This window comes from Actinoplanes sp. ATCC 53533 (assembly GCF_003947245.1).
The window spans coordinates 26,886-47,219 of record NZ_QHHV01000125.1 but is presented as its reverse complement, the minus strand read 5'-3'; the positions used below and the strand labels follow the sequence as shown (position 1 = coordinate 47,219).

The following is a 20,334-nucleotide window of genomic DNA, read 5'->3' as shown; positions in this document are numbered from 1 at the left end:
CCCAGCGGGTGGATCAGTGCGAGCGCAGCAGCTCGTGGGTCTGCTGGATCTTCGCCCACGACTTCGGCGCCGGCGGCGCGGCCCTGCGGGCGAGCGCGGAAGCACCCTCGACCGCCGGCTTCGACGGCGTGTAGAGCCACGCCTGGAACAGCTCGTCGAGCTGCTGGCCGGAGACCTTCTCGGCGAGCGCGATGAACTCGGCGGTGTCGGCGTTGCCGTACTGCTTCCCGGCCACCCAGGTGCGCAGCAGCTCGAAGAAGTCGTCGTCACCGATGGCCAGGCGCAGCTGGTGCAGCGTCATGGCACCCCGGTCGTAGACGGCGTCGCCGAAGATCTGCGTCGGGGCCGGATCGGCCGGCGCCACGGTCCAGAAGTCGTCGGACCGGGTGGCGTACAGGTAGTCGAACAGCTCCTGGGCCGTGCCCTCGCCCTGCTCCTGCGACCACAGCCACTCGGCGTAGGTGGCGAAGCCCTCGTTGAGCCAGATCTCCTTCCACTGGTCGACGGAGACGGAGTCGCCGAACCACTGGTGGGCGTTCTCGTGCACGACCACCGAGAGGTTGGCGCCGCTGCGGAAGAAGCCGGTGGAGTACACCGACCGGGTCTGCGTCTCCAGGGCGAAGCCCAGCGCGCCCGGCGGCGCCACCACGCCGCCCCGCGCCTCGAAGGGATACGGCCCGAAGACGCCGCTCTCCCAGTCGACCACCTCGGCCGTCCGCTCGACGCTGGCCTTGGCCGCGTCGGCGAAGTCCGGCGCGAGCAGCTCCGAGTACGCGTTGATCACCTGCTGGCCGTCGACCGTGGTGTCCCGGGTGATCTCGTACTGCCCGATGGCCAGGAACGCCAGGTAGGTCGCCTGCGGCTGGAGCGAACGCCAGCTCCACCGCTTCCAGCCGAGGGTGTCCTGGGTGGGGTTGCGCGGCATGACACCGTTGCTCAGCACCTCGACGCCGTCGGGCACGGCCACGGAGACGTCGAAGGTGGCCTTGTCGCTCGGGTGGTCGTTGCTCGGGAACCACCACCAGGCGATCTCGGGCTGACCGACCGCGAGGGCGCCGTCGGCCGTCCGCGTCCACGCGGTGAAGCCGGCCGCGACCTTGTTGGAGGGCACGCCGGAATACTGCACCACGACGGTCATCGCCTGGCCGCGGTTCACCACCCGCGGCGGGGTGACGACCAGCTCGTGGTCACCCCGGCGGGCGAAGGCGGCGGCCCGGTTGTTGACCTTCACGGAGGCCACGTCGAGCACGAAGTCGAGGTTGAACGAGCTGAGGTCCTCCGTCGCCGCGGCGAGGATGGTGGTGGTGCCGGTGAGCCGGTCCTCGGCCGGGTAGTACCGCAGCCGAACGTCGTAGTGCGAGACGTCGTAGCCGCCGTTGCCGTAGTCCGGGAAGTACTCGTCCCCGAGGCCGGGGCCGCCGCCGATGGGTGCGGCCTGCGCGGGGAGCACGGTCCCGGCCAGGGTCAGTGCGGTGGCGAGCGTTGCCACCAGCAGTCGTCGCACGGTCGAACTTCCTTCCGTCGCGGACCGGGTCACGGTCCGGCGTGGAGTGGTCAGCTCGAACCTATCGAAGTCCTTCGACGCCTGCCGCCCGCCCCGGCCCGGCGGGCCGGGGCGGGGCGGGCCCGGTTGAGTCAGCGGCCGAGCCACTCCCGATAGGAGGTCTTGGCGATCACGGCGCCGTCTTTGGCGATGATGGCGTCGCCCTTGACGGCGGCGAACATGCCAGCGCTGTTGTCGGTGACGACGGTGCGCTGGTCGCCGCGCGCGGCGAGGGTGATCTTCCCCAGCTCGTCGAGCGCGAAGACCTCCGGCCCGGCCACGTCGCGGGTGCCCCGCAGCGGGGCGCCCACGCTGACGTCGGCCACGGCCTGGGCGACGTCGGCGGCGGCCAGCGGCTGCACGGGAGTGGCGGGCAGCCGGACGGTGTTCTCGTTGGCGGTCCAGGACAGCACCGCGTCGATGAACTCGAAGAACTGCGTGGCGCGGACGATCGAGTACGGCACCGGGCCGGCCTTCAGGATGTCTTCCTGCAGCACCTTGGCACGGTAGTAGACCAGATCCGGCACCTGCTCGGCGCCCACGATCGACAGGATGACCGCGTGGCCGACCCCGGCCGTACCGGCGGCCGCCAGCATGTTGTCCATGGTGGTCCGGAAGAACGCGGGCGAGGCGTCGTCGAAGGTCGGCGAGTTCGTCAGGTTGACGACGACATCGGCCCCCGCCAGCGCCTCGGCCAGGCCCTGCCCGCTGAGCAGGTCCAGACCGGTCGACTGCGAGTGCGGCACCGCCTCGTGCCCGCGCGCGGTGAGGATCTTGACGACCTGGGAGCCGATGAGCCCGGTGCCGCCGATGACAGCGATCTTCATGGTTCTCGACCTTTCACATTTCCGGAAACGACGGGCGGTGTGGACCCGCTCACCCAAGTCAGACCGGACGGCCTCCCGGTTTGTGACAGGCCGCGATACGTTTCCTTGTCTATGGACGCGATTCCGCTGCTCGTCATGACCAAGCCGTTCGGGGCGCTCTCCCCCGGGCGGCTCGCCGAGACCCTCGCCACGCTGGGGGCCGACGGTGCCGAGCTGGTGGTGCGCGACGGGCAGACCGCGACACCGGCCGAGCCGGCCCGCCTGCGCGAGGTCGCCGCCGAGCTCACCCGGCACGGCCTGCGGCTCGGCGTGGTCACCACCGACCTGGTCGAGGCCGACGGCACCGCCGAGGAGATCCTGCGCGGGTGCGCCGAGCTGGGCGTGCCGCTGGTCCGCCTCGGCTGGTGGCGATACGACGCCACCGAGGGCTACCACCGCATCCAGGACCGGGCCCGGCGCGACCTGGCCGCGCTCGCCGGGCTGGGCCGCCGGCACGGCGTACGGCTGGCCCTGCAGCTGCACCACGGCACGATCCATCCGTCGGCGGCACACGCCCTGCGCCTCACCGAGGAGCTGGACGTCTACCTCGACCCCGGCAACCAGGCGATGGAGAGCAGCGAGCAGCTGTCGATGAGCCTGGACCTGCTCGGCGACCGGGTCGCCTGCGTGGGCGTGAAGAACGTCGCCTGGCGCGACGCCGGCCCGCAGTGGCAGCCGCTGGCCGACGGCGGCGTCGTCGACTGGCCCGCGACGCTGCGCAGCCTGCGCGCCCGCGGCTACGCCGGACCGCTCTCCCTGCACGCCCACTACCCGATGGCCGACCCGGTCGCCGACGTCGGCCGGGACCTGACCCACCTCCGGGAAGTGATCTCACTCCCCGGCTCGGCTACCGTGCGCCCATGACCTTCTCGATCGTGGCGCGCGCGGACGCCGGCGGCGCGCTCGGTGTGGCCGTGGCCAGCAAGTTCCTCGGTGCCGGCGCCGCCGTGCCCGCCGCTCTGGCGGACGTGGGCGCGGTGGCCACCCAGTCGTACGCCAACCTGGCGTACCGGCCGCAGGCGCTCGCGCTGCTGGGCACCGGGGTGCCGGCCACCGAGACGGTCGCGGGCCTGATCGCCGCGGACGCCGGCCCGGTGGACCACCGGCAGGTCGGCGTGGTCGGCGCCGAGGGCCCCGGCGCCACCTTCACCGGCCCGGCATGCCACGAGTGGGCCGGCGGCGCGGCCGGGGACGGCTTCGCCATCCAGGGCAACATGCTGGCCGGGCCGCAGGTGGTCGAGCGGATGCGCGCGGCCTGGCTGGCCGGAAAGGATCAGACCCGGCTGGCGTACCGGCTGCTCGACGCGCTGCGCGCCGGGGACGAGGCCGGCGGTGACCGGCGCGGCCGGCAGAGCGCGGCGCTGCTGGTGGTGGCCAAGGGCCAGGGGTACGGCGGCACCAGCGACGTCCTGGTCGACCTGCGGGTGGACGACCACCCAGAGCCGGTCACCGAGTTGGCGAGGCTGCTCGGCCTGCACTCGCTGTATTTCGAGCGCCCGGACCCGGCGACCCTGCTGGATCTCGACGGCACGGTCGGCGCCGAGGTCCGCGAGCAGCTCGCCGCCCTGGGGCACCCGGCGGGCCCCGACCCGGCCGAGCTCGACGAGGCCCTGGCCTCCTGGGCCGGCATCGCCAACCTGGAGGAACGCATCGTCGCCGGTCGGATCGACCCCCTGGTGCTGGAACAGCTCCGCGACGCCTGAGTCGGGCTCGGCCGGCTGCGGCCTCCCCCGGTTTCACCGGTCGATGTCATCCCTGAATCATGCGGGTGGGCGGCGTCAGAAGCAGGTTCCACAAGCGGGATTCGGGTCTTCTATGCCTGGGATGTACAGCGGCTTGACCACCTCCTTGTTCACCAGTGGTGCGTCCGTGGCCAGCGGCCGGACGACAGCGGTTACGTCGCCGCTGTCCGTGGTGACCACGACGTGGGAGCAACGGACGCGCTGATTTCGACCGGCGAGCACGCAGACGCCGTATTCGCCGGGGGTCAGCGGGAGCGCGGCCACCCTGAAGGGGAGGACCTCGCCGACCACGGTAGAGCGGAAGAAACGGACGTTGTGGCCTCGCACGGTGCCGGTCGTCGCGTTCGCGGCGTAGTCGGCGATTGCGAACCCGCCACTGGCTATGACCGGACCGCACTGCGTAGCCGACCCCTCCAGCACGACGTATCCGGAGTACTCGCTGGGGCTGGGCTCCATTTGGGCGGCTGTCACACAGGGCGCCAATTTCCAAGTGACGGTATCCGCCTGAGCCGGCCCGGCCGCGGTGAGCAGGACACCGGCGATCAATGCGACTGCGGCAATCCTCCGGCTGTTCGACGACGACATCACAATTCCCTTTCGGTGGCGGAGGGGAGGCAGCGACGGAGTCGCGCGCTCGTTGCACAGTTGCGCACCCCGCCGCTCACGGCAAGGCGGTGGCGTGCCGGCGTTGCACATCTGCGCAACCCATTCGTCGGCAAACGTCGCGTGTCGGCGATGGCGAGCCCGACCGCTGACGTGACGCCGCTCAGCCCCGCAGGTAGGCCAGCACCGCCCGGACCCGCCGGTGGTCGTCGCCGTCGGGCGGCAGGTCCAGCTTCGCCAGCAGGCTGCCGATGTGCTTGGCCACCGCCGCCTCGCTGACCACCAGCGTGCGGGCGATGGCCGTGTTCGAGCGGCCCTCGGCCATCAGCGCCAGCACCTCACGCTCGCGCGGGGTGAGCCGGGACAGCGGGTCGCGGCGCCGCCCGAGCAGCTGCCGCACCACCTCCGGGTCCACGACCGTGCGGCCGGCGGCCACCCGGTCCACCGCGTCGACGAACTCGGCCACGTCCCCGATCCGGTCCTTCAGCAGATAGCCGACGCCCGCCGAGGGGCCGGAGTCGAGCAGCTCGGCGGCGTACGTCTGCTCCACGTACTGGCTCAGCACCAGGACCGGCAGCTCCGGGTCGGCGGCCCGCAGCGCGATCGCCGCCTGCAGCCCCTCGTCGCTGAAGCCCGGCGGCATCCGCACGTCGGTGACCACCACGTCGGGCCGATGCTCGGCGACGGCCGCCAGCAGGGCCGGCGCGTCGGCAACGGCCGCGACCACCTCGTGGCCGAAGTGCCGCAGCATCCCGGCGATGCCCTCGCGGACGATGAGCCCGTCCTCGGCGATCACGATGCGCAAGGAATCTCCACGTGCAGCAGAGTAGGGCCACCGGGCGGGCTGGAGAGCGCCACCGTGCCGTCGACCGCGGCGACCCGGTCCGCCAGGCCGGTCAGACCGGTGCCCCGTTCGGGATCGGCGCCGCCGCGGCCGTCGTCGCGCACGTCCAGGTGCAGCCGGCCGCCGCGCACCCCGGCGGACACGGCGGCCCGGGTCGCCTCGCTGTGCTTGGCCACGTTCGCCAGCGCCTCCACCACCACGAAGTAGGCGGTCACCTCCACCGCGTCCGGCAGCCGCCCGGTCAGCCGCAGGTCCAGGTCCACCGGCACCGGGGCGTGCCCGGCCACGTCGCCGACGGCCGCCGCGAGGCCGCGGTCGGTGAGCACCTTCGGGTGCACGCCTCGGATCAGCTCGCGCAGCTCGGCGAGGGTCTCCTTGGCGAGCTGCTGCGCGGCCGTCACCTGCGTCGCCGCCGGGGAGCCGTCGGCCAGTTCCAGCCGGGCCAGGCCGAGTTGCATGCTGAGCGCGACCAGCCGCTGCTGGGCGCCGTCGTGCAGGTCCCGCTCGATGCGCCGGCGCTCGACCTCGAAGGCGTCGACCAGCCGGGCCCGGGAGCGGCTGAGCTCGACCAGCTTGGCGTCGCTGTCGTCGCTGCGCGGCGCGAGCAGCGCCCGGGCCATCGCCGCCCGGGCCCCGGCCCACGCGGTGACCGGATAGGCGGCCACGGCCAGGGCGACCGGGGTGCACGCCGCCACCGGAATCATGATCCAGAGCGACGTCTCGCCATAGAGGTAGACCGGGCCGAACAGCAGCATCGTGGGCACCACGGCGGCGGCGTAGACCACGGCGGCGTCCATCCAGCACAGCATCAGCGCCGAGATCATCGTGTAGCCGAGCTCGCGCCAGGTGGCCTGCTCGCGCAGCCGGCACATCAGCCAGGCCCGCAGGCCGGGCGCGCCCGGGTGGCGGTGCGGATTCGGCAGCTCGTCCCGGTCGACCAGCCGCATCCGCCACCGCTCCAGGCGGCCCACGGCGACCCCGGACAGGACGGTGGCCAGGTATCCCGCGACGCCGATGACCAGGACGGACAGCACCACCCCCGCGGCGAGCAGGAACAACACCGCGAAGATGGTGGTGATGCCGATCAGCGCGCCGCCGGTGAGGTAGGCCAGCGAGCGCCAGGGCCAGGACGACAGCAGGAAACGGGTCGGCCGCATGGTGAGCGCCTCGAGGGCGTTGCGGACCGGCATGGGCAGTCACGCTACCGGCGCGGCGGTCCCGGCTCGGTAGTGCTGGGTATACCTTCGATCCTCCCCCACGGGGGAGTGTGCCCGGCCCGGCCGGCCGGAAGGCTTTCGGCCATGACCATCACGACCATCGGCACGGCGGTCCGGCTGCGGGCCGTCTCCAGGATCTACGGTACGGGCGAGAGCGCGGTGACCGCCCTCGACGCGGTCGACGTGGACATCGCGCCGGCCACGTTCACCGCGGTGATGGGCCCGTCCGGGTCCGGCAAGTCCACCCTGCTGCACTGCGCCGCGGGCCTCGACCGGCCGACCGCCGGCGAGGTGATGATCGACGGGGTCAGCCTGACCGGCCTCTCCGAGCGCGCGCTGACCAAGCTGCGCCGCGCCCGGGTCGGCTTCGTCTTCCAGGCGTTCAACCTGATCCCGGCGCTGAGCGCGGAGCAGAACGTCGCGTTGCCGCTGCGCCTGGCGGGACGCCGGCCGGCGGCGGGCGAGGTCGCGGCGATGCTGGCCGAGGTCGGGCTGGCCGACCGGGCCCGGCACCGCCCGAGCGAGCTCTCCGGCGGCCAGCAGCAACGGGTCGCGATCGCCCGGGCGCTGGTGACCCGGCCGGCGGTGCTGTTCGCGGACGAGCCGACCGGTGCCCTGGACACGACGGCGTCACGGGAGGTGCTGCGGCTGCTGCGGACGGCGGTGGACCGGCACGCGCAGACCGTGGTGATGGTGACCCACGACCCGTACGCGGCCGCGCACGCCGACCGGGTGCTGCTGCTCGCCGACGGCCGGGTGGCCGACGTCCTCGACCACCCGTCGGGCGCGCCGGAGATCGCCGTGCGGATGGCCCGGCTGGAGGAGACGGCATGAGGTTCGCGTGGGACATGGTCCGGCACCGGTTCGCCGCGTTCGCCGGCACCTTCGTGGCGATCGCACTCGGCGTGGCCGTCGTCGCGGGGGCGACCACCATCTGGGCGTCGTCGCGGCCGGAGACGCCGCAGCGGCTGGCCGCCGCGCCGGTGCTCGTGCACTCGCCCTCGGTCGGCACCGGCGAGGACGGCTACCCCGAATACCGCTCGTGGACCGTCGCGGAGGCGGCCGCGCTCACCCGGCGGCTCTCGGCGCTGCCCGGGGTCACCGCGGCCGTCGCCGACCCGGCGTTCTACGTGCAGCGGGTCGTCGCCGGGCGGCCGGGCGGCGACCCCGAGGCGGCCCGCACCGACGGGCACTCCTGGTCGTCGGCGGTGCTCGGCGGCTACCGGCTCAGCGCGGGCGCCGCGCCGGCCGGGCCTGGCGAGGTCGCGCTGGCCGGTGCCGCGCCCGGCGCCCGGATCGACGTGCTGACCGCGCGCGGCCCGGAGACCTGGACGGTGACCGGCACGACCGACGGCCCCGGCCTCTACGTCGCCGAGGCCACCGCCACCGCCCTGTCCGCCGGGGTCCGGATCATCGGTCTGACCGTCAGCGGCGATCCCGGCACCGTCGCGACGACGGCGCGCTCGGCCGTCGGCCCGGACGGCACCGTGCTGTCCGGAGCGGCCCGCGACGCGCTGGAACCGGAGTCGGTGACCCGGATCCGCTGGCTGGGCGCGCAACTGCTGATCGCCATGGTCGCGCTCGGCGCCTTCGTGGCGGTCTTCGTGGTGGCCTCCACCTGCGCGCTGAGCGCGGCGCAACGCCGGCGAGAGATCGGCCTGCTGCGCGCGGTCGGTGCCACCCCGGGCCAGGTGATCCGGATGATGTACGCCGAGACGCTGGTGGTCGCGGTGCTCGGCGGCGCGGTCGGCGTACCCCTGGGTGCGCTGGCCGCTCCCCTGCTCGCGCCGCCGCTGGTGGCCGCCGGTCTCGAACCGGCGGGTTTCGCCGTGACGGGGCAGCCGGCGGCGCTCGCCGGCTCCTTCCTGCTGGGCATCGTGGTGGCCCTGGCCGGGGTCTGGACGGCGGCCCGGCGATCCAGCCGGGTGCCGGCGCTGGACGCCCTGCGGGACGCGGCGGTCGAGCAGCGCGCGATGAGCCTGCCGCGCTGGATCACCGGGCTGCTCGGGGCGGCCGGGGGCGCGGCGCTGCTGGCCGCCCTGCCCTCGCTGAGCACGGACGCCCAGTCGTCGGCCGTCCTGGGCGCCGCGATGCTGCTGCTGGTCGCGGCCGCGCTGCTCGCCCCGGTGCTGATCATGCCGCTGGTCCGGCTGGTCACCTGGCCGTGGCGGCACCGCGCGGGCGGCATGCTGGTCCGCGAGGGCACGCTCACCGGGGCCCGGCGGGTCGCCTCGACGGCGGCGCCGGTGCTGCTGGCCGTCGGCTTCGCGGTGCTGTTCACCGGCACCGTCGCGACGGTGGTCCAGGCCGCCGGGATCGACGCGGCGGCCGAGGTGCCCGCGGCGCTGGTCGCCGCCCCCGACGCGGCCCCGGGCCTGTCCGACGCGGCGGTGCGCGGCCAGCCCGGCGAGTCCTACCTGAGCAGCCGCGTGCTGGTCACCGCGGGCGGCACGACGACGGGCCACGACGCGGCCGGGGCCGACGGCATCGACGGCGTGGTGCTCTCCCGCGAGCTCGCCGGCCTGCCGCGCGAGCTGGACATCCGGTTCGCCGACGGCAGCACCGCCAGGCTGCCGGTCACGGCCGTCCGCGACGACACGCCCGAGCCGATCCTGCTCCCCCGCGAGCTGATCCGGCGACACGACCCCGGCGCGCTGACCGGGACGATCCTGCTGGACGGCCCGGCCGTGCCCGCCACCGGCCTGCGGGTGCTCACCGCCCGCGACTACGTGCGGATCGACATCGACTCCGAGGACCGCCTCATCCAGATCTTCCTCGTCGTGCTGCTCGGGCTCGGCGTCGGCTACACCGGCCTCGCGGTGGCCAACACGCTGCTGATGGCGACGGCCGCGCGCCGCACCGAGTTCCGTTCGCTGCGGCTGGCCGGCGGCGGCACGTCGCACGTGCTGCGGGTGACCTCCGGCGAGGCGCTGCTGGCGGTCGCGACCGGCACGCTGCTGGGTGGCGCGGTGGCGCTGGTCTGCCTGCTCGCCGCCCGGCGTTCCATCGAGGAGGAGATCGGGCAGGCGATCGACCTGGTCGTTCCGTGGGGCCAGAACGCCGTGGTCGCTCTCGTCTGCGCCGTGGTCGCCGTGCTGGCAGCGGGCGGACCGGCGCTACGCGCCCGAAACTCCTGATCGGACAGTGAGCCCGACCCCGCTGCGAACGGAGGGCGGCAGGTGGGAGGTGGCCGAGGCTCCGCGCGGACTCGCGCGCAAGGCCGCGGCATGTGGGAGGTGGCCAAGGCCCCGCGCGGACTCGCGCGCAAGGCCGCGGCATGTGGGAGGTGGCCGAGGCCCCGCGCGGACTCGCGCGCAAGGCCGCGGACTGGCGGTCGTTCTGGCAGCACTCGACCGGCTGGAAACGCGACCTCCACATCCCCGACGGCGAGCACTTCACCTTCACCGACCACCAGACGCTGCTTCCGCAGCTCGCCACGGCGTTCACCTTGCCGGAAGGTCTGGTCGCCGCATCCATCGGCTCCGTGGACCCGAACCGGATCATCGCCTCGCAGCGGGTGTATGTCACCGCCTTTTCGACCAACACCTGCGCCACCGGCCTCAGCCGGTGCTCAACGGACCGTCACCGAGACATCCCGATATCGCCTTCATCCGCTGACTCACCACCGAGGACGCCGCCGGCACCAGGCCGGCGGCGTCCTGGGTGGGTGGCGCGCCGAACTGGCGGCGGTATTCCCGGCTGAACTGTGACGGGCTCTCGTAACCGACGCTTCGGCCGACGCCGGTGACATCGTCGGGCCGGGTGGCCAGCAGAAGCCGGGCCTGCTGGAGCCGGATCTGCTTCTGGTACTGGATCGGGCTCATCGCGGTGACCGTCTGGAAGTGGCGGTAGAAGGCGGACACGCTCATGCCGGACATCCGCGCCAGCTCCTCCACCCGGAACGAAGTCGGGTAATGGTCGCGGATCCACTGGACCGCCCGCGCGATGTGGGTGAGGTTGCTGTCGGCGAGCCCGAGCTGGCGGACGACGGCACCCTGATCGCCGGTCATGACCCGCCACAGGATCTCCTTCTTGATCAGCGGCGCCAGCACCGGCGCGTCGCGGGGCTGGTCGAGCAGCCGCACCAGCCGGATCGCCGCGTCCAGCAGCCCCGCGGGCGCGTCGCTGATGGCCATGCCGGACGGCGTGCTGCCTTTGTCCGGCGGGAGGACGCCGGGGCCCGCCTGCAGCAGGAGCTCCGCGACGGCGGCGGGGCGCAGCATCAGGCCCAGGCCGAGCGCCGGGTGCTCCGGGCTGGCGTCGATGAAGTGCCCGGTCACCGGCAGGTCCACGGACGCGACGACGTACTGGCCGGCGCCGTACTCGTACACCCGGTTGCCCAGGGCGAGCCGCTTCGCGCCCTGCGCGACGACCGCCAGCACGCTCCCCGTCATGGACGCCGCCGGCGGCGCCGACTGCGTGACCTTCGAGATCAGCACATCGTCGATGGCGGTGCTCTGGTCGGGTCGCGCGTGGCGGGCGAGCAGACCACGCAGCTCGGTGAGGCTCACCAGACCATTGAAGCACCATACGATCCGCGCTTCAAATGGAGGATTGGGCAAGTATCCGCGAGCATCGTTCTAACGTTTCCGCTGGTCAGAGTGATTTTATGGAGAAGTCGATGTCCCACGCAACGGAAGGAACGCACCATGACGGCCAACCACGGATTCCATGCCACCATGACCGCGCGACCGGGAAAGGGCGACGAGTTGGTCGAGCTTCTGCTCAACGCGCCCTCGCTGTCACACGACGACTGCGTCGTCTTCCTGGTCGGCCGGTCCACAGCAGACCCCGACACCGTCCACGTCACCGAGGGCTGGACCAGCGAGCAGGCCCATCGTGCCTTCTTCGCCACCGGGCCGGCGCAGGCCCTCGTTGCCGCGCTTCAGCCGCTGCTGGCCGGCGAGTCCCGCTACACCGACGAGGTGCCGGTCGGCGGCAAAGCCACCTTCTAAGACCGGCAAGGCCACCTTCAAAGCCGGCAAAGCCACTTTCTGAGACCGTGGAAGGAATTCCGATGACGTCAGCACGACCCGCCTACGACCCCGAACTGTCCATACTTCTGGACGCCATGCCGCAGATGCCCCCGCTCAACTCCGATACTCTCGCCCAGATCCGCCCGTTCGCCTCGGCACCCCTCGAACCGCTGCTCGCCGGCCGTGCGGTCGAGCGGCGCGAGATCACCGTCCCGGCCCCGGACGGCACGCCGATCCCGCTGTCGATCCTTCGGCCCGCCACGGCGGATCCCGCGATCGCGGCGCCGTGCGTCTACTGGATCCACGGCGGCGGGATGGTCATGGGAGACCGCTACTCGCAGATCGACATCCCGCTCGCCTGGCTGGACCTGTTCGGTGCCGTGGTGATCTCGGTGGACTACCGGCTGGCTCCGGAGGCCGGTGGCGCCACCTTGGTGGAAGACTGCTACCACGGGCTTGTCTGGGCCGTCGAGCACTGCGCTGAGCTGGGCATCGATCCCGATCGGGTGGTCGTGTCGGGGGCGAGCGCCGGCGGTGGCCTCGCCGCCGGGGTGACCCTGATGGCCCGCGACCGGGCCACCCCGGCAATCGCCGCCCAGGTGCTGATCGGGCCGATGCTGGACCACCGCAACAGCACCACGTCGAGCCGGCAGTATTCCGGCGGCCCCGGGGTCTGGACCCGGGAGATGAACGACTTCGGCTGGCGATCGGTGCTCGGCCCCCGCACCGGCGATCAAGTGTCGCCGTACGTGTCGCCCGCGCTCGCCGCCGACCTTTCCGGCCTGCCCACCACGTACATCGACGCCGGCTCGGCCGAGGTGTTCCGCGACGAAGACGTTGACTACGCCACCCGGATCTGGGCAGCCGGCGGCCGGGCCGAACTCCACATCTGGGCCGGCGGTTTCCACGGCTTCGACGCGTTATACCCGCAGGCGCCGATATCGGCGGCGGCCAGACGGACCCGCAACGACTGGCTCGCCCGAGTGCTGAGCGAGGTGCGCTGAGCATGCGGATCGCCATCGTCACCGGCGCCAGCTCCGGCATCGGGCAGAGCGCCGCCGTCCAGATCGCCCGGCGCGGAACAGGCGTGATCCTCACCTACCACGGCAACCGGTCGGGTGCCCTGGACACTGTCGCCACGATCGAGAAGGACGGCGGGACCGCCGTCGCGTTGCCACTGGACACCGGCCGATCCGAGACCTTCCCAGCCTTCCGCGACTCCGTGGCGACCGCACTGCGTGCCACCTGGCAGCGCGACTCCTTCGACCACTTGGTCAACAACGCCGGATCCAGCGCGACGGCCCCGTTCGAACAGACCGACGAAGACATGTTCGACACCCTCATGCGGGTGCTGCTCAAGGGGCCCTACTTCCTCACCCAGACGCTGTTGCCGCTGCTGGCCGACCGCGGCGCCATCGTCAACGTCGCCAGCAACGCGGCCTCGTCCGCCGGACTGGAGCCGGGATACTCGGCCTACGGCACGATGAAGGGCGGCCTGATCGTGCTGACCCGATATCTGGCCAAGGAACTCAGTGCTCGCGGCATCAGGGTCAACTCGGTCTCCCCCGGCTCCACCCGCACCCGCATCGCTGACGACGCCTTCGCCCGCTACCCCGACGTCGTTCCCACCCTGGCCGCGAAAACCGCCCTGGGCCGGCTCGGCGAGCCCGACGACATCGGCATGGTCATCGCGGCCCTGCTCGGTGCGGACCACGCCTGGATCACCGCCCAGGACATCGAGGTCTCCGGCGGATACAACCTGTAGCCAGGCCGCATCCGGGCACTTCTGACCTGTGCGGCGCCTACACACTGTGGAATCTCGGTGGCCCGGCGCCGGCCGGTCGGGTGAGGATCTGGACCGTGTCCGTTCCCCTCCCCCAGGCCGATCACCGCGACGTCGAACGCACCCTCCTCGCTGCCGGCTGGACGCCGTGCGGCGCCGGCGACTGGGCGATCGCACTGCGCTCACCGGACGGCAGAGTGGTCGCCCGGATCAGCCCGTTCGACCCGACCGGCCCATACACCGCGGCGCTGTACCGGCAGGCCCGGCACACCCGCCAGGTTCCCGAACTGTTCACACACCACCGACTGGCCGGCGGCGGCGACCTGCAGAAGATGCAATGGCTACAACCCGTCGCCCAGGATGAAGCCGCCGCGTTCCACCAGGCGATCGCCACCCGAGCCCCAGAGGTCGCCGACCTCGTCGACATCGTGCGCCGGATCCACCAACAGGCCCAGCAACTACCCTGGTGCGGACCGCTGGACCACAACCCAGCCAACGTCATGCGCGCCACGGACGGACGACTCGTCGTCACCGACCTGTTCTACGCCAACGGCCCGAAGCTGTACGCGACCGCGGCCACCGACCCCGATCTCATCGTCACGAAGATCCCAGAAGCCGAGCGACGATTCATGACCGAGATCCCCCTGGCCGCCTCCGGGCCATGGGAACCCGGGGCACAGGAGGCGATGCGCGCCGGGCTCGCGAAAGCCGACGCCCGCACGACCACGACATAGCCGGTTCGGCGCCCTCGCCGTCCGATCAGTGCATCTGATCTTGGTCAGGCTTGGCCTCACCGCGAGGGACTGCCTCATGAGATTCCGCCAGACGCGTGATGTGGGCGGCACGCCGCTTCAACAACCGGCGCAGGTACGGCGCGAGCAGGACCTGGGCAACGAATGCACCGACTGGCCCGAGCGGCGCACTGATGGTCATGCGGTCGGTCATCCGGGTTCTTGAGCCACCGAGGCTCTCGAAGTAATGCTCGTGGCGCAGCGCACGGAAGGGGCCACGGACTTGCTCGTCGACGAAGCAGAATGGAGGCTCATAGCCGGTGATTCGGCTGGTCATGCACCAGCGCACACCAAAGTGACGAGCGCGGAAGGTCACCTCATCGCCGAAGGCAAGCTGCCGCCGGCCGGTGCTGGTCGTCGCGGTCTCCTGACTGCCGTGCAGCGAAGCGGCGTGCACGTCGACGTCGACCACCAGACCGAACACCATGCCAGGAACGGCGTCGATGTCAGACACAACCTCAATCACCGTTGGCACGTCCGCAGCCTAGCGGAACGACACGAATCCACCGCCGGATAGAACGCTGCAATACTCACGGGTGGCTCCGGATGCCCAGACTCCCGCGCACGACCCGCGGCATGCCGGCGCGCCTTTCTGGATCACCTTTTCCGCCAGTTTCGTGGGTGTGACGCTGGTCATGGAATTGGTGTGGTCGGCCATTGATAGGGGCCTGTGATCTTGAGTGGCGTGCGGAATAATTGGTGGCATGGGGCAACTCCAATTGTTTTCCCGGGCCGAGCTCGCGGGCCTGCGCGACCGAACGAAGGCCCGCAATTATTCGGCGACTCGTGACGAGTTTCGCCGCGATCATGAGCGTCGCCGCGCGTGGGGTTTACAACGTCGTCACGCCGAGCGGCTGCGACACGTCCGCGAGCAGCAGGCCGGCTGCTGGCCGGAAGATCTCCAGATCAAGCCCACCAGCTTCGAAGCCAGCCGGCCGGGCCCGCCAGATCCCTCGCCGGTGCAGGCGACGCCGCCTTGTCGTGCGGTGCGCGAGCCGGCGCCCAGCCGTGACCCACAGAGCAGCCAGGGAACGCAGGATGGACCGGCCGAGCAACCTGGATCGATCGAGCAGCCGAACCGGTCGAGCAAGCCGAGTAGGTCAACCAGCCCGGACCGATCAAGCAAGCCGGGCCAGTCGAGCACCCCCAACCAGTCGAGCAAGCCAAGCAGGCCCGGACCGGCCAAGCACCCGGACCAGTCGAGCAAACCGAGGAGGTCAACCAGCCCGGACCGATCGAACAAGCCGGGCCGGTCGAGCAAGCCGAGGAGGTCAAGCGGGCCGGTCGTGGAGTCCCGCTGCGGATCGGACAACTCGCCATCATCCGAGCCGTGCCCGCCACGATCGAGTCACGGCTGCCACCCGACACCCAGCCCCGTCATTGCTGCGAGCAGGTGTCAGCAGCTCCTACCCGTCGACCGCGGAGCGGGCCGGAGTCACCAACCCCGCACCCGCCCGCCAGGCCACCCCGCCCGGACCGGGCAGGCGAACACCAGAGCGGGCCCGGCCTGACCGGCAACGACCCGATACGCAGCAAGCCCTGCTACCAAACATCACACGACCAGAACACCACACGGAAAGGCGATCCCGGAGTTCCTACCAACGTATTGAAATCCTCACCTAAATCCCGACGATATTGCCAGCAGATCCCACCCTGAATCGTCATAACCCTGCCGCCGACCCCTCGGGTACGGAGCATTATCGTCGGCAGTTCCGGGCGCCGACCGGGACAGGAGGCCGGCCACGGCGGGTGACGACTCCCGGCTGGCGGCCTTGAGGTATTCGTGTCGGCTTCCCGTGGGCCGGCCCGGCTGCGACTGCGGCCCTGCTCGAAGGAAACCTCGCCGAACACGAACAGGTACGAACGTCACCCTGCGCCTGTTCCGCGCGTTCACCGCAGCGGAGAGCCAGCTCGGTCCCGCAGAGCCGCGGTCACGTCCGCCGGCCTGATGGTCATATGGTGCCCGCCACTCCAGCCAAGCGGTTCATTTGTCACATCCGGCGGATCCGATTGATACGCGGCATCGAAGATGCCAGTCGGGGCTCGAACCAGGGGGAACCGCTACTGGGATCGAATCGGCTCAGCGACGGACAGGTCCGCCCCGGCGGGGCGCCGAGCGCCGGGGCGGGCTCGTGCGACCTGGCGCTCAGTGCGCCGGCCCAGAACCGGGCGAACGACCACAGCCACCACAGGCGGCCACAGCGGCCACAGCGGCCACAGCGACCGCAGCCACCACAGCCGCCCACAGCGACCACGGCCACCACGACGCCCACAGCCACCACGGCCACCACGACGCCCACAGCCACCACAGCGACCACAGCGACCACGGCGACCACGGCGACCACGACGACCAAGCGCTGATCCTTGAACGGGCGGAGACCGCCGGGCGATCATCTCCGTACCTGACGCAATGGTTCCCCGAAGGCCCGTCCGGGACCATGCTGAGGGCAAGGAGGTGACGGCGATGCTTCAGTTCGACGACGAGAGTTCGCGGCGGCTCGTGGCGGCCTATCTGACGCCCGATGTCGTGGCGCAGCGGCGTAGTGTCCGCAGCCTGCTGGAGCTGCGGCCAGCGGAGCGGGTGCTCGACGTGGGCGTCGGTCCCGGCTTTCTGGCAGCCGAGATGGCCGGGGAGGTCGGCGGCGACGGCTTGGTCGCGGGGATCGATGTCAGCGAGAGCATGTTGGCGCTCGCGAAAGGGCGGGACGGCGCGCTCGACCTGCGGGCGGGGTCGGCCGGCTCGATTCCGTACCCGGGCGCCAGCTTCGACGTCGCGGTCTCGACGCAGGTTCTGGAGTACGTCGCCGACGTTCCAGCCGCCCTCGCCGAGCTGCGCCGGGTCGTACGCCCGGGTGGTCGGATTCTGATCCTCGACACGGACTGGGACTCGATCGTGTGGCGCTCCGGCGACGACGCCCGCATGGCCGCGGTCCTGGACTCGTGGGAGGGCCATCTCGCGGACCCGCGGCTGCCGCGGCGGCTGCTCGGCGAGCTCCGGTCGGCGGGCTTCACACCCGGCACTCCGGTCGTGTTGCCGCTGCTGAACGTGGGCTTCGACCCGGTGCACTCGTTCAGCGCCGCGTTGATCGACATCGTCGGCGATTTCGTCGCGGGGCGGGGCGTCGTGCCCGCCGCGGAGGTCGACGCGTGGAAGGCCGACCTGCGGTCGCTCGGCGACGGCTACTTCTTCAGCCTCAACCGGTATGTCTTCCGGGCGATCCGCGACTGAGCGCCACGCCTCGATCAGCCTGGCTCCCCATTCGGGAACCGCCCAGGCGAGGGCTGCGGCGCACGCGGCGACCGCGCGGCGGGTCTCGCACACCAGCTCCAGCACTCGACAAACTTAGAACACACGTACGACAGAATTGGTGGCGTCGCGGATGGACCCCTCGTCGATCGCTAGCGTGGGTCGCGGGCGTTGTCGAAGCGGATGAAGCCGACCGGCAGGGCCTTGAACGCCGACACCACTGCCGCGCCCACGAGCACCCCGAAGGCGAGCGGAGTGATCCAGCCGAACTCCCCGTCGCTCAGGGAGAACCACCACACAGCGGCCGCCGCGACCGCGAACAGGCCGGCCGCCCGCCGGTAGGCCGATGACGAGTACCGCCGCGGGCGCGGGCGCCAGGGCACCACCCGCACAACGGGATTGCGCCGCACCCACTCCCGGGCGACCGCAGCCGATACCGCCGGCAGGTACACGCCGAGCCGGCCGATCAGGTCCGGCTGCTGCGCGACGGTCACCTTCTCCACGGCGTGCGCGGTCCAGAGCTGGAGGAGGAAGCCCGCCGCGAACAGACCGAGCCGGACCGCGTCGAACCGGGAGTCGTCCATGAACACCGTGGCGGCCGCCGCCACCAGCAACGAGATGCTGATCGGCGCCAGCACGGCGCGGCGGCGGCGGTCGAGCCGGAGCCAGCGGCGGGCGGTCTCGGCCGTGGCCGCGTCGAACGGCAACGGGAGCATGCGTTTGCGGCCGTACAGGTATTCGCCCCGGACGGGCAGCTCGACCCAGACCGGGTCCGCGGAGCCATCGGTGATCGCCGCCGGGGGGACGGACAGGCCCGGCAGGGCATCCAGGGGCACAAGGACGTTCACGGCACCATCGCTTGTCACCGCGCAGCTCTCCCACCTGCCGCCTCGCGTATCCACAGCGCGGAGCGGCACCCTGATCATGCCGTGTCGCCGCAACAGCGACGCCGCCGAAACTAAATCGAAACGGAGGGTGCTTCTGCCCCGCCGGCATGTTGGGATTGAGACCGTCGTCACAGTATCTGCCGAGGAGACCCACGCATGCTCAACCTCTCCGTTTTCCTGGAGGACAGCGCCCGTCACTACCCGGAGCGGGCGGCCGTCGTGCTCGGCGACCAGCGCCTGACGTACGCCCAGGTGAACGCGGGCGCCAACCAGGTCGCCAACCTGCTGCGCTCGCGGGGCATCGGCCCCGGGGACAAGGTCGCTCTGTCCTGTCCGAACCTGCCTTACTTCCCGGTGCTCTACTACGGAATCCTCAAGGCCGGCGCGGTGGTCGTGCCCCTGAACGTGCTGCTCAAGGGGCGCGAGATCGCCTACCACCTGGCCGACTCGGAGGCGAAGGCGTACTTCTGCTTCCAGGGCACGCCCGACCTGCCGATGGGTGCCGAGGGCCACACCGGTTTCGGCCAGGTCGACGGCTGCGAGCACTTCTTCCTGGTCACCGCCGACCCGGCCGCCGCCTCGCCGATCGAGGGGGCCGAGACGCTGGGCCGGGCGCTGACCGGGCAGTCGCCGGTCTTCGAGACTGTGCTCGCCGCCGAGACCGATCCCGCCGTCATCCTCTACACCAGCGGCACGACCGGGCAGGCCAAGGGCGCCGAGCTGAGCCACGCCAACCTGATCCTCAACGCGCTCACCTGCAACCGGCTGTTCCAGTCCAAGCCCGGCACCGACACCCACCTGCTGGTGCTGCCGCTGTTCCACTCGTTCGGCTCCACGGTCAACATGAACGCGGGCTTCTCCAGCGCGTCCACTCTGGTGCTGCTGCCCCGCTTCGAGCCGGCCGCGGCGGTCAAGCTGCTGGAGCGGGAGAGCGTCACCTTCTTCGCCGGCGTGCCGACCATGTACTGGGGCCTGCTCAACGCGCTGACCGACGACGTCGACGTGGCGAAGATCGCGCGCACCATGCGGCGCACGGTCAGCGGCGGCTCCAGCCTGCCCCTGGAGATCATCAAGGAGGTCAAGAGCCGCCTCGGCTGGACCATCCTGGAGGGCTACGGCCTGTCCGAGACCTCCCCGGTGGCGACCTTCAGCGACCCGGACAGCGAGCCGCGCCCCGGCTCCATCGGCGTGCCGATCTGGGGCGTCGAGCTCAAGCTGATCGACGCGTCCGGGAACACGATCGAGGGCAGCGACGAGATCGGCGAGATCGCGATCCGCGGGCACAACATCATGAACGGCTACTACAACCGGCCCGAGGCGACCGCCGAGGTGATCGACAACGGCTGGTTCCGCACCGGTGACCTGGGCAAGCGGGACAAGGACGGCTGGTACTACATCGTCGACCGGGCCAAGGACATGATCATCCGGGGCGGCTTCAACGTCTACCCGCGGGAGATCGAGGAGGTGCTGATGACCCACGAGGCGGTGTCGCTCGCGGCGGTCATCGGGGTGGCGCACCCCACCCACGGCGAGGAGGTGAAGGCGTACGTGATCCGCAAGGAGGGTGCGACCGTCACCGAGGAGGAGCTCATCGCCTGGGGCAAGGAGCAGATGGCCGGCTACAAATACCCGCGGCTGGTCACCTTCGTCGACACGCTGCCGATGACCGCGACCGGCAAGCTCCTCAAGCGCGCCCTGACCTGAGCTGCCGCCCTGGCCTGACGTACCTCGAACGCGCACCCGGCGGGGGACAGCCCGGGTGCGCTTTCGTGCGTAGACTCGGCCGGCCGGGGCGCTTCTAAAGATCATTTGCGCGCGTGCGGCACAGTGAGCGG

Annotated in this window: 20 protein-coding genes; 10 read left to right on the top strand and 10 right to left on the bottom strand. The window is 71.5% G+C overall.

Going from position 1 to position 20,334, the window contains the following annotated elements; genetic code table 11:
* Positions 1-13: 13 nt before the first annotated feature.
* Complete coding sequence (locus DMB66_RS35580; protein WP_125808518.1) at positions 14-1,504, bottom strand: M1 family metallopeptidase; 1,491 nt, start codon at positions 1,502-1,504, stop codon at positions 14-16.
* 131 nt (positions 1,505-1,635) lie between these two features.
* The gene (locus DMB66_RS35575) at positions 1,636-2,370 is read right to left on the bottom strand and encodes an SDR family oxidoreductase (protein ID WP_125808517.1); all 735 of its coding nucleotides are present in this window, start codon (positions 2,368-2,370) and stop codon (positions 1,636-1,638) included.
* Positions 2,371-2,481: 111 nt separating this feature from the next.
* Here DMB66_RS35575 and DMB66_RS35570 point away from each other — a divergent pair, with 111 nt between their 5' ends.
* Positions 2,482-3,273 carry a sugar phosphate isomerase/epimerase gene (locus DMB66_RS35570; RefSeq protein ID WP_125808516.1) on the top strand — a complete coding sequence of 264 codons (792 nt, stop codon included), beginning with the start codon at positions 2,482-2,484 and terminating at the stop codon, positions 3,271-3,273.
* A complete protein-coding gene (locus DMB66_RS35565; protein ID WP_125808515.1) occupies positions 3,270-4,112 on the top strand; it encodes a DUF1028 domain-containing protein in 843 nt (280 codons plus the stop codon). Before DMB66_RS35570 ends, DMB66_RS35565 begins: the two co-directional genes overlap by 4 nt.
* A gap of 75 nt (positions 4,113-4,187) precedes the next feature.
* On the opposite strand, the gene DMB66_RS35560 is transcribed toward DMB66_RS35565, so the two are convergent.
* From DMB66_RS35560 to DMB66_RS35550, 3 genes are all read right to left on the bottom strand, one after another.
* A complete protein-coding gene (locus DMB66_RS35560; protein WP_125808514.1) occupies positions 4,188-4,607 on the bottom strand; it encodes a hypothetical protein in 420 nt (139 codons plus the stop codon).
* Between the two features lie 310 nt (positions 4,608-4,917).
* Positions 4,918-5,505 carry a response regulator transcription factor gene (locus DMB66_RS35555; RefSeq protein WP_233625079.1) on the bottom strand — a complete coding sequence of 196 codons (588 nt, stop codon included), beginning with the start codon at positions 5,503-5,505 and terminating at the stop codon, positions 4,918-4,920.
* A gap of 41 nt (positions 5,506-5,546) precedes the next feature.
* Positions 5,547-6,788, bottom strand: a complete 1,242-nt coding sequence (locus DMB66_RS35550) for a sensor histidine kinase (protein ID WP_125808512.1) — start codon at positions 6,786-6,788, stop codon at positions 5,547-5,549.
* A 111-nt stretch (positions 6,789-6,899) separates the two neighbouring features.
* Between DMB66_RS35550 and DMB66_RS35545 the strand changes: the two genes are divergently transcribed.
* Complete coding sequence (locus DMB66_RS35545) at positions 6,900-7,649, top strand: ABC transporter ATP-binding protein (RefSeq protein WP_125808511.1); 750 nt, start codon at positions 6,900-6,902, stop codon at positions 7,647-7,649.
* Positions 7,646-9,952, top strand: coding sequence for an ABC transporter permease (locus tag DMB66_RS35540; RefSeq protein WP_125808510.1), 2,307 nt, complete (start codon positions 7,646-7,648; stop codon positions 9,950-9,952). The genes DMB66_RS35545 and DMB66_RS35540 overlap by 4 nt, the downstream gene beginning before the upstream one ends.
* Positions 9,953-10,375: 423 nt before the next feature.
* On the opposite strand, the gene DMB66_RS35535 is transcribed toward DMB66_RS35540, so the two are convergent.
* Positions 10,376-11,326 carry an AraC family transcriptional regulator gene (locus DMB66_RS35535; RefSeq protein ID WP_125808509.1) on the bottom strand — a complete coding sequence of 317 codons (951 nt, stop codon included), beginning with the start codon at positions 11,324-11,326 and terminating at the stop codon, positions 10,376-10,378.
* Positions 11,327-11,464: 138 nt separating this feature from the next.
* Between DMB66_RS35535 and DMB66_RS35530 the strand changes: the two genes are divergently transcribed.
* The 4 genes from DMB66_RS35530 (at position 11,465) to DMB66_RS35515 (ending at position 14,308) form a co-directional block, all read left to right on the top strand.
* Positions 11,465-11,770 carry a putative quinol monooxygenase gene (locus DMB66_RS35530; RefSeq protein ID WP_125808508.1) on the top strand — a complete coding sequence of 102 codons (306 nt, stop codon included), beginning with the start codon at positions 11,465-11,467 and terminating at the stop codon, positions 11,768-11,770.
* 62 nt (positions 11,771-11,832) lie between these two features.
* A complete protein-coding gene (locus DMB66_RS35525; protein WP_125808507.1) occupies positions 11,833-12,795 on the top strand; it encodes an alpha/beta hydrolase in 963 nt (320 codons plus the stop codon).
* A 2-nt stretch (positions 12,796-12,797) separates the two neighbouring features.
* Complete coding sequence (locus DMB66_RS35520; RefSeq protein ID WP_125808506.1) at positions 12,798-13,556, top strand: SDR family NAD(P)-dependent oxidoreductase; 759 nt, start codon at positions 12,798-12,800, stop codon at positions 13,554-13,556.
* Positions 13,557-13,651: 95 nt separating this feature from the next.
* Entirely contained in the window at positions 13,652-14,308 is a 657-nt protein-coding gene (locus tag DMB66_RS35515) for a hypothetical protein (RefSeq protein WP_125808505.1), read from the top strand.
* Positions 14,309-14,333: 25 nt separating this feature from the next.
* Here the strand turns inward: DMB66_RS35515 and DMB66_RS35510 are convergent, their stop codons facing one another.
* From DMB66_RS35510 to DMB66_RS61595, 3 genes are all read right to left on the bottom strand, one after another.
* Positions 14,334-14,840, bottom strand: a complete 507-nt coding sequence (locus tag DMB66_RS35510) for an SRPBCC family protein (protein ID WP_233625066.1) — start codon at positions 14,838-14,840, stop codon at positions 14,334-14,336.
* A gap of 366 nt (positions 14,841-15,206) precedes the next feature.
* Positions 15,207-15,677, bottom strand: a complete 471-nt coding sequence (locus DMB66_RS35505; protein WP_125808504.1) for a hypothetical protein — start codon at positions 15,675-15,677, stop codon at positions 15,207-15,209.
* Positions 15,678-16,356: 679 nt separating this feature from the next.
* Positions 16,357-16,719 (bottom strand): hypothetical protein, encoded by a 363-nt coding sequence (locus tag DMB66_RS61595; RefSeq protein WP_158647480.1) that lies wholly within the window; start codon positions 16,717-16,719, stop codon positions 16,357-16,359.
* Positions 16,720-16,829: 110 nt separating this feature from the next.
* On the opposite strand from DMB66_RS61595, the gene DMB66_RS35495 reads away from it, so the two are divergent.
* Positions 16,830-17,594, top strand: coding sequence for a methyltransferase domain-containing protein (locus DMB66_RS35495; protein WP_199752812.1), 765 nt, complete (start codon positions 16,830-16,832; stop codon positions 17,592-17,594).
* A gap of 170 nt (positions 17,595-17,764) precedes the next feature.
* On the opposite strand, the gene DMB66_RS35490 is transcribed toward DMB66_RS35495, so the two are convergent.
* The gene (locus DMB66_RS35490) at positions 17,765-18,460 is read right to left on the bottom strand and encodes a hypothetical protein (RefSeq protein ID WP_125808502.1); all 696 of its coding nucleotides are present in this window, start codon (positions 18,458-18,460) and stop codon (positions 17,765-17,767) included.
* 195 nt (positions 18,461-18,655) lie between these two features.
* Here DMB66_RS35490 and DMB66_RS35485 point away from each other — a divergent pair, with 195 nt between their 5' ends.
* Positions 18,656-20,203, top strand: a complete 1,548-nt coding sequence (locus DMB66_RS35485) for a long-chain fatty acid--CoA ligase (protein WP_125808501.1) — start codon at positions 18,656-18,658, stop codon at positions 20,201-20,203.
* Positions 20,204-20,334: the final 131 nt, after the last annotated feature.

Coding starts and splice junctions, on each gene's coding strand:
- DMB66_RS35575 (WP_125808517.1), bottom strand. CDS start 2,370: ATGAAGATCGCTGTCATCGGCGGCACCGGGCTCATCGGCTCCCAGGTC.
- DMB66_RS35570 (WP_125808516.1), top strand. CDS start 2,482: ATGGACGCGATTCCGCTGCTCGTCATGACCAAGCCGTTCGGGGCGCTC.
- DMB66_RS35565 (WP_125808515.1), top strand. CDS start 3,270: ATGACCTTCTCGATCGTGGCGCGCGCGGACGCCGGCGGCGCGCTCGGT.
- DMB66_RS35560 (WP_125808514.1), bottom strand. CDS start 4,607: ATGGAGCCCAGCCCCAGCGAGTACTCCGGATACGTCGTGCTGGAGGGG.
- DMB66_RS35555 (WP_233625079.1), bottom strand. CDS start 5,505: ATGCTGCGGCACTTCGGCCACGAGGTGGTCGCGGCCGTTGCCGACGCG.
- DMB66_RS35550 (WP_125808512.1), bottom strand. CDS start 6,788: ATGCCGGTCCGCAACGCCCTCGAGGCGCTCACCATGCGGCCGACCCGT.
- DMB66_RS35545 (WP_125808511.1), top strand. CDS start 6,900: ATGACCATCACGACCATCGGCACGGCGGTCCGGCTGCGGGCCGTCTCC.
- DMB66_RS35540 (WP_125808510.1), top strand. CDS start 7,646: ATGAGGTTCGCGTGGGACATGGTCCGGCACCGGTTCGCCGCGTTCGCC.
- DMB66_RS35530 (WP_125808508.1), top strand. CDS start 11,465: ATGACGGCCAACCACGGATTCCATGCCACCATGACCGCGCGACCGGGA.
- DMB66_RS35525 (WP_125808507.1), top strand. CDS start 11,833: ATGACGTCAGCACGACCCGCCTACGACCCCGAACTGTCCATACTTCTG.
- DMB66_RS35520 (WP_125808506.1), top strand. CDS start 12,798: ATGCGGATCGCCATCGTCACCGGCGCCAGCTCCGGCATCGGGCAGAGC.
- DMB66_RS35495 (WP_199752812.1), top strand. CDS start 16,830: ATGCTTCAGTTCGACGACGAGAGTTCGCGGCGGCTCGTGGCGGCCTAT.
- DMB66_RS35485 (WP_125808501.1), top strand. CDS start 18,656: ATGCTCAACCTCTCCGTTTTCCTGGAGGACAGCGCCCGTCACTACCCG.